At 72.7% G+C, this 12007-nt stretch carries 10 protein-coding genes and 1 pseudogene; 3 read left to right on the top strand and 8 right to left on the bottom strand.

Annotated elements, in window-relative coordinates; translation table 11 throughout:
- The 3 genes and pseudogenes from ACIRR9_RS53200 to ACIRR9_RS53190 all read left to right on the top strand — a co-directional run.
- A pseudogene (locus ACIRR9_RS53200) lies at nt 1-165 on the top strand (carbohydrate ABC transporter permease); the annotation flags it as partial.
- Nucleotides 166-221: 56 nt separating this feature from the next.
- On the top strand, nt 222-1535 hold the full coding sequence (locus tag ACIRR9_RS53195; protein WP_403768447.1) for a glycoside hydrolase family 36 protein: 1314 nt from the start codon (nt 222-224) through the stop codon (nt 1533-1535).
- A complete protein-coding gene (locus ACIRR9_RS53190) occupies nt 1532-3541 on the top strand; it encodes a beta-galactosidase (RefSeq protein WP_403768441.1) in 2010 nt (669 codons plus the stop codon). Before ACIRR9_RS53195 ends, ACIRR9_RS53190 begins: the two co-directional genes overlap by 4 nt.
- 18 nt (nt 3542-3559) lie before the next feature.
- Here ACIRR9_RS53190 and ACIRR9_RS53185 read toward each other — a convergent pair whose 3' ends face one another.
- From ACIRR9_RS53185 to ACIRR9_RS53150, 8 genes are all read right to left on the bottom strand, one after another.
- Nucleotides 3560-4546 carry an aldo/keto reductase gene (locus ACIRR9_RS53185; RefSeq protein ID WP_403768438.1) on the bottom strand — a complete coding sequence of 329 codons (987 nt, stop codon included), beginning with the start codon at nt 4544-4546 and terminating at the stop codon, nt 3560-3562.
- A 91-nt stretch (nt 4547-4637) separates the two neighbouring features.
- Nucleotides 4638-5303 (bottom strand): NUDIX domain-containing protein, encoded by a 666-nt coding sequence (locus ACIRR9_RS53180; RefSeq protein ID WP_403768435.1) that lies wholly within the window; start codon nt 5301-5303, stop codon nt 4638-4640.
- A gap of 193 nt (nt 5304-5496) precedes the next feature.
- Nucleotides 5497-7314: an ABC transporter ATP-binding protein gene (locus ACIRR9_RS53175; protein WP_403768432.1), complete on the bottom strand. Its 1818-nt coding sequence runs from the start codon at nt 7312-7314 to the stop codon at nt 5497-5499.
- A gap of 136 nt (nt 7315-7450) precedes the next feature.
- Complete coding sequence (locus tag ACIRR9_RS53170) at nt 7451-8509, bottom strand: sugar kinase (RefSeq protein ID WP_403768429.1); 1059 nt, start codon at nt 8507-8509, stop codon at nt 7451-7453.
- Complete coding sequence (locus tag ACIRR9_RS53165) at nt 8506-9141, bottom strand: bifunctional 4-hydroxy-2-oxoglutarate aldolase/2-dehydro-3-deoxy-phosphogluconate aldolase (protein ID WP_403768426.1); 636 nt, start codon at nt 9139-9141, stop codon at nt 8506-8508. Before ACIRR9_RS53165 ends, ACIRR9_RS53170 begins: the two co-directional genes overlap by 4 nt.
- Nucleotides 9142-9205: 64 nt before the next feature.
- Nucleotides 9206-10024 (bottom strand): hypothetical protein, encoded by an 819-nt coding sequence (locus tag ACIRR9_RS53160; protein ID WP_403768423.1) that lies wholly within the window; start codon nt 10022-10024, stop codon nt 9206-9208.
- Nucleotides 10021-11166 carry a galactonate dehydratase gene (gene dgoD / locus ACIRR9_RS53155; RefSeq protein ID WP_365351580.1) on the bottom strand — a complete coding sequence of 382 codons (1146 nt, stop codon included), beginning with the start codon at nt 11164-11166 and terminating at the stop codon, nt 10021-10023. The genes ACIRR9_RS53160 and dgoD overlap by 4 nt, the downstream gene beginning before the upstream one ends.
- Nucleotides 11163-11981 (bottom strand): FadR/GntR family transcriptional regulator, encoded by an 819-nt coding sequence (locus ACIRR9_RS53150; RefSeq protein WP_403768419.1) that lies wholly within the window; start codon nt 11979-11981, stop codon nt 11163-11165. Before ACIRR9_RS53150 ends, dgoD begins: the two co-directional genes overlap by 4 nt.
- Between the last annotated feature and the right edge of the window lie 26 nt (nt 11982-12007).

Genomic DNA, 12007 nt, shown 5'->3' with positions numbered 1-12007 from the left:
ATGCCGATCACCTCGGCGCTGAACAACCTCTCCGGCCAGTACTTCACCGACCCCAACCTGGTCGCCGCCGGCTCGCTGCTCACCGCGATCCCGACGCTGGTCGTGTACTTCGTACTCCAGAAGCAGTTCGTCAGCGGTCTGACCCTCGGCTCCGCCAAGGGCTGATCCGGCTCCACCCGGCCGGGTGCGCACGCACTCGGCCTCCCGTGAAAGAGAACCCCGTGCACAACCCGTTCACCCCGGTCGCCTCCGTGCCCGTGGACACGCGCACCGCCCGTGTCCACGAGGAGGGCTGGCAGTCCTGGTCGCCGAGCGGCTCCTACGCCCTCGGCGCCTCGCCCCACCGCCCGACGAACGACAACTGGGCTACCGTGTGCTACCGCCCGGGCCGCAGTGTGCCGGCCGGGGCCTTCCAGGGCGAGGGCCTGCTGGCGCTCGACCCGGGAGACGGCTCCCCGGTCCGGCTCTGGGCGGCGACGAACCCGTTGCACGAGGTGCCGTCGATCCGCCTCACCGTCGCCGGCGGTGTCGCGGAGGTCGAGGCGGACGGCCCGGTCAAGGAGTGGACGGGCACGGACGTCCAGGCCGTGCTGGCCGAGTGGGCCGACTCCCTGGCCCTCCCGGCACCCCGCCCGGCACCCACGGTCTGGTGCTCCTGGTACGAGTACTTCACGGCCGTCACCGAGGACGACATCCACGAGAACCTGCGGGCGATGGACACCCTCGACCTGCCGATCGACGTGGTGCAGATCGACGACGGCTACCAGAAGGCGCTGGGCGACTGGCTGACGCTCTCCGGCCGCTTCCGCTCCCGGCAGGGCATCGCGGACGCCATCCGCGCCCGGGGCCGCCGGGCGGGCATCTGGACGGCGCCCTTCCTGGTCGACCCGGCGAGCGAGCTCGCCGCGAAGAACCCGGACTGGCTGGTCCGCGACCCCGACGGCGGTCCGCTGCACGCGGGCCGCAACTGGGGTCACGACCTGTACGTCCTGGACACCACCCACCCGGGCGCCGCGGCCTACCTCACCGACGTCTTCGCGACGCTGCGCGCCGAGGGCTACGACTACTTCAAGGTCGACTTCCTCTACGCGGGCGCCATGGACGGCGTTCGGCACTCGGCCGCGGACGCGCTCACCGCCTACCGGCTCGGCATCGCCCTGATCCGGGAGGCGATCGGCGCGGACGCCTACCTCCTCGGCTGCGGCGCGCCGATCCTCCCCTCGATCGGCCTGTTCGACGCGATGCGGGTCAGCCCCGACACGGCCCCGCACCGCCGCTCCGAGGCCGACGACTACAGCCAACCCGGCCAGGACCCTGCGGAGTTCACCGGTGCCGGCCGCCAGTGGCAGCACAACCGCCTCTGGATCAACGACCCCGACTGCCTGATGGCCCGCCCCGCGGTGGAGACCCGCGCGCGCTGGGCGGCCCATGTGGAGGCCGTCGGCGGCCTGGTCGCCTCCAGCGACCGCCTGCTCTCCCTCGACCAGTGGGGCGTGGAGACGACCCGCCGCCTTCTGACCGGAGCTGACCGATGAGCGACCGAAGCCTCTCCGTCCCGGGCATCGCCTACGGCGGCGACTACAACCCCGAGCAGTGGCCCGAGGAGGTGTGGGACGAGGACGTCCGCCTGATGCGCGAGGCGGGCGTGAACATGGTGAGCGTCGGCATCTTCTCGTGGGCACTGATGGAGCCCTCCGAGGGTGTCTACGACTTCTCGCGCATGGACCGGATCCTCGGCCTGCTCCACGAGAACGGCATCGCCGCCGACCTCGCCACCCCCACGGCCGCTCCCCCGGCCTGGTTCTTCCGCGCCCACCCCGAGGCGCTCCCGGTGGACCACGACGGCCGCACCCTGTCGTACGGCAGCCGCCAGACGTTCTGCCCGAGCAGCCCCGCCTACCGCGAGGCCGCGCTCAGGATCGCGGGCGCGATCGCGGAGCGGTACGCGAGCCACCCGGCCGTGAAGATGTGGCACGTCCACAACGAGTACGGCTGCCACAACGCGGCCTGCTACTGCGACACCAGCGCGGCCTCCTTCCGTGTCTGGCTGCGCGCCCGGTACGGGGACGACCTGGCCGCCCTCAACCACGCCTGGGGCACCACCTTCTGGAGCCAGTGGTACTACGACTGGGACGAGATCCTGCCGCCCCGCGCGACCGGCGCCGTACCCAACCCGACGCACCAGCTGGACTGGCGGCGCTTCTGCTCGGACGAACTGCTGTCGCTGTACAAGGCGGAGCGTGACGTCCTCCGGGAGGCGGCCCCCGCCATCCCCGCCACCACCAACTTCATGGTGATGTACAACTTCGACGCCCTCGACTACTGGCGCTGGGCGCCCGAGTTGGACGTGGTGGCCAACGACCACTACCTGATGTCGGCCGACCCCGAGTCGCAGATCGACGTCGCGCTGAGCGGCGATCTGATGCGCTCGCTGGCGGGCGGGCCGTGGCTGCTGATGGAGCACTCAACGGGCGCGGTCAACTGGCAGCCCGTCAACCGGGCCAAGAACCCCGGCGAGTTGCGCCGCAACGCGCTCGCGCATGTGGCGCACGGCGCGGACGGCATCGCCTACTTCCAGTGGCGGGCGGCGAAGGCGGGTGCCGAGCAGTGGCACTCGGCGATGCTGCCGCACGCGGGCACCGACAGCCAGATCTGGCGTGACGTGGTCCGACTGGGCGCGGACCTACGGGCGTTGGCGGAGGTACGCGGCAGCACCGGCACGGCCGAGGTCGCCATCGTCTGGGACTGGAACGCCCGTTGGGCGGTCGAGCTGCCCTCCCAGCCGACGGAGCAACTGCGCTACCTGGACGTGGTCCGCTCCTGGTACGAGCCGCTGTGGCGGGCCGGGGTGGCCGTGGACTTCGTCCGCCCGGACGCGGACCTGTCGGCGTACAAGGCGGTGCTGGCCCCGAACCTGTACCTCGTGGACGACACGGGCGCGGCGAACCTGACGGCCTTCGCGGAGGCCGGCGGCAGCCTCATCATCGGCTTCCACAGCGGCGCGGTGGACGAGAACTGCCATGTACGGCTGGGCGGTTACCCGGGCGCCTTCCGGGAGCTCCTGGGCGTGTTCACGGACGAGCTGTTCCCGCTGCTGCCCGAGCAGCGGGTGGCGCTGAGCGAGGGCGGCAGCGGGTCGCTCTGGTCGGAGCGGGTGCGACTGGAGGGCGCCGAGGCGGTGACGTCGTACGCCGACGGGCCGCTGGCCGGGGTGCCCGCGGTGACCCGGCACGGCTACGGCTCCGGTGCCGCCTGGTACGTGGCGACGCTGCCGGACGCGGACACCCTGGCGGGGCTGCTCGACCGGATCCGCGCCGAGGCGGGCGTGGCCGCGGTCCGCACCGCCCCGGCGGGCGTGGAGGTGGCCCGGCGGCGCGGTGCGGACGCGGACTACGTGTTCGTGATCGACCATGCGGGGCAGGGCGCCGAACTCCCGGTCGCGCCGGGCTCGGTGGAGCTGCTGTCCGGCAAGCCGGCCGACGGCACGGTCACCGTGGCGCCGGGCGACATCGCCGTCGTACGGGAGCCGCACGGTCGGTAGCCGCCGGTGGCCGTGCGGTCAGTGAGCCGCGTCCAGGCGGGCCCGCTGGCCGGGCGTCAGCTCCAGGTCCACGGCGGCGAGGTTCTCGTCCAGCTGGGCCACAAAGGACGCCCCGGCCAGCGGGACGACCGGCAGCGGTCCGCCCAACTGCCAGGCGAGCACGACCTGGTTGAGGGTCGCGCCGGTCTCCCGGGCCACCTCGCCGAGCACGGTGAGGCGGGCCGGGGTGCCGGGGTGGTCGTAGTCGGCGGGCAGTTCCCTGCCGGGGCTGGTGTAGGCGCCCTTGAGCAGGGGTGAGTAGGCGACCAGGGTGAGGTCCGGCTCCGCGCGCAGATAGCTACGCAGCTGGGCGTCGGTACCGCCGAGGCTGCCGTCCGGGAACAGGTCGTCGGGGATGTCGGTGCGCGGGCGCAGATAGCTGTGCTGGTACTGGAGCACCTCGTAGCCGGGCAGGCCCGCCGCGGCGGCCAGGGCGCGGGCGCGTTCCAGCCGCCAGACGGCGTGGTTGCTGGCGCCGAGCAGGCCGACGGTGCCCTCTTCGACGAGTGCGGCGAAGCCCTCGACGGTCTCGCGGAGCGGGACGCTGGGGTCCTCTATGTGGGCGTACAGCAGATCGAGTTTCTCGACGCCGAGGCGTTCGCGGCTGCGCTCGGCCGACTCCCGGACCACCTTCGCGGACAGGCCCTCGGGGTTGTCGGTGTAGCTGGTGCCGGGGGCGAGGGGGCGGGCGCCGAGCTTGGTGGCGATGACGATCTCGTCGCCGACGCCCCGGCTGCGCCGCCAGCGGCCGAGCAGTTCCTCGCTCTGGCCGCCCTGGCTCCCGTCCTCCCAGAAGGCGTAGTTGTCGGACGTGTCGATGAAGTTCCCGCCGGCCTCGACATAGCGGTCGAGGACGGTGAAGGAGGTCCTCTCGTCGGTGCGGGAGCCGAAGAGCATGGCGCCGAGCGCGAGGACGCTGACCTCACGGCGGTTCTTCGGGTCGGTGCCGATGGTGCGGTACTTCATGCCGTCTCCTCCGTCCGCGCACCCGGGGTTCGGGTGCACGCTCGGGAGTCTTCAGCTTGAAGTGCGCTTCAGGTCAAGGGCGTTGACCGGATCACCGGCGGGCGAAGGGGCCTTCCAGGGCCGCCCACTGCAGCAGCATGATCGTCTTGGCGTCGGCGATCTCGCCGGTGCGGATCATCTCCAGGGCGCGCCGGAAGGGGAGTTCGAGGGTCTCGATGTCCTCGCCCTCCTCGTCCAGGCCGCCGCCCTCGTGGGTGTGGGTCGAGGGGCCGTAGGACGCGGCGTAGAACGAGATCTTCTCCGTGACCGAGCCGGGGCTCATGTAGACGTCGAAGACGTGCTGGACCTCGCCGACGGTGTGGCCGGTCTCCTCGACGACCTCCCGGCGGACCGCGTGCTCCGGGTGCTCGTCCTCCTCGTCCAGGAGCCCCGCCGCGGTCTCGATCAGCATGCCGTCGGGGTGGCCGTTGACGTACGCCGGGAGGCGGAACTGGCGGGTGAGGAGGACGGTTTCGCGGTCGGCGTCGTAGAGGAGCAGCGTGGCGCCGTTGCCGCGGTCGTGGGTCTCGCGCTCCTTGGTGTGCCAGGTGCCGTCGGAGTGCTGGATGTCGAAGGTGGTGGCCCGCTCGACGTACCAGTTGCTGGACAGCAGTTTCACCTCCCGGACCTTGACGCGCGGATTGCCGGTCAGGTCCAGGCCGGTGCGGTCCAGGCCGGTGCGGCCCCGGCGGTCGGGGGTGTCGATACCGGCGGTCATCGGATGCCGCCCGGGCGGGCGGTGGCAGACAGGTCACTCATGATCACCTGTCTACCACCCGCCCGCGCCCGGCAGGCGTCTTCCGAGCAGACGGTGGATGGTCCCTACGGTTCGACAGCGCCCCGCAAGGGGCGCGGGGAACTGCGCGACCAGCCACGACGGCGCCGCAGCCGACCAACGACGCACGGAGCGCCTAGTGCACCTCGGCCCTCGCGGGGTCCTCGTCGAGGAACCCACCCGACTGGTGCTGCCACAGCTTGGCGTACGCGCCCTCCGCGGCGAGCAGTTCGTGGTGCGTGCCCTGCTCGACGATCCGGCCCCGGTCCAGGACCACCAGCCGGTCCATGGAGGCGACCGTGCTGAGGCGGTGTGCCACCACCAGCGCCGTGCGCCCCTCCATGAGCCGCCACAGCGCCTCCTGGACGAGGATCTCGCTCTCCGAGTCCAGCGCGCTGGTCGCCTCGTCGAGGAGCAGGATCGGGGCGTCCCGGAGGATCGCGCGGGCGAGGGCGACCCGCTGGCGCTGGCCGCCGGAGAGCTTGATGCCGCGTTCACCGACCATGGTGGCGAAGCCGTCCGGCAGCGTGTCGGCGAACTCCGTGACGTGCGCGGCCTCGGCGGCCAGCCGGATCTCGGCGTCGGTGGCGTCGGGCCTGGCGAAGGCGATGTTGTCCCGCAGGGTGCGGTGGAACATCGCCGGGTCCTGCGGGACGTAGGCGATCTGGCTGCGCAGGTCGGCCTGGCGCAGCCTGCTGATGTCCTGGCCGCCGACGGTGATCCGGCCGCCGTCGATGTCCGTCATCCGCAGCAGCAGCCGGGTCAGCGTGGTCTTGCCGCCGCCCGACCGGCCGACGAACCCGAACTTCGACCCGCTGGGTACATCCAGTTCGAGCCCCTCGAACAAGGGCTTCGCACCCGCGTGGGTGAAGGAGACCTTCTCGAAGCGGACACCGGCGGCCTGTGGCGCGAGCGGTTCCGGAACCTCCGGGTCGAGCACGGACGGGGGGTCCAGGAGCAGCTCGGTGAACTGGGCCGCCTCCGTCATGGAGCTCTCCATGCGCCGGTAGATCTGGTTGAACTCGAACATGATCCGGGTCGCGTTGGAGTAGTACGTGAAGGCGACCACGACCGCCTCCACGCGGTGCCCACCACCGGCCAGCGCGACCGCGAGCAGCAGGCCGAGCGCGTTGGTCGCCACGGACATCGGCGCGACGAACGTGTCGATGCGCAGGTTGCCGAAGTCCCAGGAGCGCAGCTGGCGCCGCCGTGACTCGGCGACCCGCGACCGGTGCTCGGCGGCCTCCCGCTCCTCGGCCGCGAACGCCCGGACCGTGTCCATGTTCATCAGGCTGTCGGCGACATGCCCCGACACCCGGGCGATGGCCTCCTCCCGCTGGGCGACCAGCCGCTGCCGGTGGCGGATCAGCGGGACGACGCACGCACCGGTGATCGTGATCATCGTCAGCAGCCCGACGACCAGCAGCGGTTCGTAGCGCCACAGCACGACCGAGCCGAAAGCGAGCGGTACGAAGCTGCCGACGATGTTGAAGGTGAGCGTGTCGCCGAACTCCTCGAAGCGGGTGGCGAAGCTCAGCACCCGCTTGGTGAGCGATCCGGCGAAGTTGTCGTGGAAGAACGCGGCGTCCTTGGCGAACAGTTCATCCATGCCGATGACGTACAACTGCTCGATGCCGAGCGCGTCCAGGCGGTTCAGGCAGTGCAGACCGATCCGCCAGAGCGCCTCCGCCAGCAGCAGGACACCGGCGAAGCCGAGGACGTACGGCAGTGTGGTGCCGAGGCCCAGGCCCTGGCCGTCGGCGATCCGGCCGACCAGCTTGGCCACGACCAGCGGTGCCAGGTAGTTGATTCCGATGTTGCCGAGCGCGGGCAGCAGCATTGCGGGCAGTGTGAACCGCTTGAGCCGGGCCAGCTCCCGCCCGTAGAAACGAAGCGCGAGCAGGACCGCGCCCTGCCGTGGTCCGGTCGCAGGTAAATCGACTGAGGATGTCATATCAACCCTGTGTAGTCGTCGTACGGCATGCCGAGTCGGCCGTCGCATGTCCGCGGCGGCCTGGAATCGGCAGGTCAGGAAAGGGAAGTGTGCCGCGACGACGGTCACTGAGTCCACGTGTTTTTCTGGGCGGCGATTACCGTCCGAACTTGTATCCGGAAGCGCATGCTCCAGGTCCGCCCCCCGATGCCATGGCGGCGCCTCGATCCGTCCGTCCGCCCTGGTGCCGTGCCCAGTCCTCGGCCGTCAGGGCGAGGAGCCGTTCGATGTCCGCCGGGTCGGGCAGCGGTCCGTGGTCTCCCGTGACCTTGAGCGCGGAGACCGCGGTCAGGTGGCCGAGCCGGAGGGCGCGTGTGGTGGTCTCCCCTCGCAGGAGTCCCGTCAGGAAGCCCGCCGCGAACGCGTCGCCGGCTCCCACGGGTTCCACCACGGCCGTGGGCAGCGCGGGCACGGTGCACACGCCGTTATCGGTGACGGCCGTCGCGGCCCGGGCACCGTCCTTGACGACGAGGATCCGCGGGCCGGGCAGCAGGTGCCGCAGACCGGTGACGGTCAGGTCGGCGCCCCACAGCGCCTGTGCCTCGTCGAGGCCGACGAAAACGATGTCGGCCCGGTCGGCGAGGTCGCGCAGCACCGCCGGTGCGGTGCCGTCCGGCCACAGGGCGGCCCGGTGGTTGACGTCGAAGCTGATGGCGTAGGGGCGTCGGGTGTGCGGTGTGGCGAGGGCCTGGGTCACCAGGTCGCGGCAGGACGGGGAGAGGGCGGGGGTGATGCCGGTGATGTGCAGAAGGGCGGCCGAGCGCAGCGGTTCGGCGTCGAGGAGGTCGGGGCCGAGGGCCGCGGCCGCCGAGCCGGTCCGGTAGTAGTGGACGCGGGTTCCGGTGCGGCCGGGGTTCTTGAGCAGGAGACCGGTGGGCCGGTGCGGGTCGGTGCGCACATGCGTGACGTCGACCCCGGCGGCGGCGACCGCGGCACGCACCCGGTGGCCCAGCGGATCGTCGCCGAGGGCCGAGATCCAGACGGCGGGCACGCCGTGGTCCGCGAGGTACATGGCTACGTTGGACTCCGCGCCCGCGATGGACACGCGCAGGTGTTCGGCGTCCGCCAGCGGCCGGGGCGGGTCGGGGGCGAGGGCCGCCATGGTCTCGCCGACGCAGACGACGCGTCCAGGGGCCGGACGCCAGGGCGCGGTCATGCCTGTCCTTCCGTCCGTACGGCGGCCCGGAACGCGCGGGCCCGGTCGCGCAGGCCGGCGATGCTGCCGCCGTCGGCGGCGTCGCCGACCAGGGGCGAGCCGACACCGACGGCGGTCGCCCCGGCGGCCAGGTAGGCGCGGGCGGCGTCGACGTCGACGCCGCCCACCGGGACGAACCCGGCGTCGGGGAACGGGCCGCGCAGCGCTTTCAGATACCCCTCTCCCCCGGCCTCGGAGGCGGGGAAGAGCTTCAGGGCGGCCGCGCCACGGGCCTGTGCGGCGATGACGTCGGTGGGGGTCAGCACGCCCGCCAGGACCGGCAGGCCGAGCCGCACCGCGGTGTCGACACCGGCGCCGAGGCCGGGGGTGACCGCGAAGCCGGCGCCCGCGCGGTGGGCGGCGTGCGCGTCGGCGGCGGTGAGCACCGTGCCGGCGCCCAGCGGCCGGTCGGGTCCCAGCTCCTTGCGGGCCCGGGCGAGGACGCCGAGCGCGTCCGCGCCGCTCAGCGACACCTCGATCAGTTCGATGCCCTCCTCGGCCAGCGTCAGCACGGTGCGCAGGGCGGCGTCCGGGTCGCCGCCGCGCACGATGGCGAGCAGTCGGCGGGCGGCGAGGGCGGCTCGCAGGTCCATGAACAGGGCTCCTTCCTTGGATACTTGGGTCCTCGGGGCGTCGGCTCCTCGGTTGCCCCGTTCCTCAGGGACAGTGGCAGTGGGTGCTCACGGTGAGCCGCCAGCGGACCTCGCCCGAGGCGGGGACGCAGGCCGCGTCGTCCGGGCCCGCCTCCGCGAGGTCGAAGACGCGGCCGAGCATGGGCTCGACGCCGGTACTGCGATAGGGGCGGCCGGCGGGGAAGCCGCCGAGGTTGCGCCAGAGGGCGACGGACAGCGGCTGCCCCTCCGCCGCCACGGCCAGGGCGAGCCGGTCGTCGCCGTCGTGCACACAGCACCGGCCGGCCGCCACCACGGCCCCGACCGCCGTACCGTCGTCGGGTCCGAACCGGTCCAGACGCAGCCCGAGGGGTGCGGGCCAGACACCTTCCACCCAGGGGGCGCCGTCGGGCCAGGGGCGGCCCAACAGGGGCGCCGCTTCCGGGAAGAGCCGGGTGGGCGCACCCTCCGGGGCCTTCACGAGGGCCTCCTCGGAGAGGTCCAGGAGCGCGTGGGCGGCCCAGAGGAAGCGGAAACCGGGCTCGGCCGTCAGCACGTACGCGGCTTCGACGCCGTCGGGTGTGGTGCGCAGGGTGCGGTTCAGGGTGAAGTCGTCGCAGCGGACGCTCTCTCCGTCGCCCTCCCGCGTCCAGGCGCGGGACCAGGCGTCCCCGTGGTCCGGGGTGCCGCGCACGGTGGGGACGCACTCCTCCAGTCCCCCCGCGTCCACGAACGCGCCCCCCGGCGCCACGCCGTCGCGTCCGGGGCTCTCGCGCCGCCACAGCCATTCGCGGCCGCCGTGCCGCAGCGAGGTCCAACGGCCGCCGTGTAAGAGGTCGGTCACGACGTCCAGTGGCACGGTCACCACTCCGCGAAGGAGCCGTCGGCGTGCCGCCACACCGGGTTGCGCCAGCTGTGCCCCGCCCGGTCGGCCGCGCGTACGGCCGTCTCGTCGACGGTGATGCCGAGCCCGGGGGCGTCTCCGCGCCGTGCGTGTCCGTCGACGAAGCGGAAGGGTTCGGGGTCGACGAGGTAGGAGAGGAGGTCGGCGTCCTTGTTGTAGTGGATGCCCCGGCTCTGTTCCTGGATCAGGAAGTTCGGTGTGGCGAAGGCGACTTGGAGGCTGGCCGCCAGTGCGATGGGCCCCAGCGGGCAGTGCGGGGCGAGCTGGGCGCCGTAGGTCTCGGCGAGTGAGGCGATGCGGTGCACCTCGGAGATGCCGCCGGCGTGGGACAGGTCCGGCTGGGCGACCGCGATACCGGCGGCGAGGACGGGCAGGAAGTCGCCGCGGGAGTACAGGCGTTCACCGGTGGCCAGCGGGACGGAACTCGCCGTGACCAGTCCCGGCAGCAGATGCCCCTGTTCGGGGAGGACGGGTTCCTCCACGAACAGCGGGTGCAGCGGGGCGAGTTCGGTGAGGACGCGGCGGGCGCCGGCGGCGGTGAAGCGGCCGTGGAAGTCGACGGCGACATCGCGGCCGGGGCCGAGGGCGTCCCGGGCGGCGCTCACCCGGGCGACCACGGCCGCGGTCTCCGCCGGCGTGGTGATCGGCGAGGTGGCCCCGGCGGCGTTCATCTTCACCGCGGTGAAGCCCGCCTCCACCTGGGCGGCTATCTGCTCGGTGAGCTGGGCGGGTTCGTCGCCGCCCACCCAGGCGTAGACCCGGACCCGGTCGCGCACGGGACCGCCCAGCAGGGCGTGCACGGGCGCTCCGTACGTCTTGCCCGCGATGTCCCACAGGGCCTGGTCGAGCCCGGCGACGGCGCTCGACAGGACGGGGCCGCCCCGGTAGAAGCCGCCCTTGGTGAGCACCTGCCAGTGGTCCTGGATGCGCAGCGGGTCCTGGCCCACCAGGTATTCGGCGAGGACGTCGACCGCCGCGCGGACGATCTCCGCCCGTCCCTCGACGACGGGTTCGCCCCAGCCGACCACTCCCTCGTCGGTCTCGACGCGGCAGAACAGCCAGCGCGGCGGGACGAGGAAGGTCTCTATGCGGTCGATCTTCACTTGTCGCCGCTGCCTTTCGTGTCGTCGTCGGTGCCTGTCGTCCCGTCCGGACCGGTCGTCCCGTCCGGACCGGTCGTCCCGTCGTCCGGACCGGTTGTCCCGTCGTCCGGGCCGTCCAGTCGGGCCAGGTCGCGGCCGGCCTGGGCGAGCAGGGCGCGCATGGCGGTCTCGGCCGCCCGGGGGTCGCCGTCGCGCACCGCGTCCAGGACGGCTCGGTGCGCGGGCACGGGGTCCTCGCTGTGCGGGGAGCTGTGCACTATGCGGTCGCGGTGGGCGAGCCCCGACTCGATCACCATCTCCATGCGTTCGAGCAGCTCGTTGTGGGTGGCGGCGAGCAGGGCGCGGTGGAAGGCGAGGTCGGCGTCGACGGCGTGGCCCGGGTCGGTCTCGTGCCGCCCCATCGCGTCCAGCGCCTCCTCCAGGGCCACCAGGTCGGCGTCGGTGCGGCGTTCGGCGGCGAGCCGTACGGCGGCCGGTTCGATGATGGCGCGGACCTCGGCGAGGTTGTGCAGCAGCGACCGGTCGGCGTCGGTCGTACGACCGCCCTCGAACTGCCAGCGCAGCACGTCGGCGTCGAGCAGGTTCCAGTCCGCGCGGGCCCGTACGAAGGTGCCGCGCTTCTGGCGGGCGTCGACCATGCCCTTGGCGGCGAGCACCTTGAGGGACTCGCGCAGGGCGGTGAGGCTGACGTCGAGTTCGCTCTGGAGCGCCACCAGGTCGAGCGTGGCCCCCTCGGGGATCTCACCGCCCAGGATGCGGCGCGCCAGGGCCTCCACGGTCTGGCCGTGCACACCGCGGCGGGCGTAGGGCGTCATGTCGTACAGCCTTTCTGTTCAAAGGG

The sequence above is a fragment of the Streptomyces sp. NPDC101234 genome (genome assembly GCF_044767525.1).
GTDB lineage: Bacteria > Actinomycetota > Actinomycetes > Streptomycetales > Streptomycetaceae > Streptomyces > Streptomyces sasae.
This window is presented reverse-complemented; position numbering and strand designations above follow the sequence as displayed.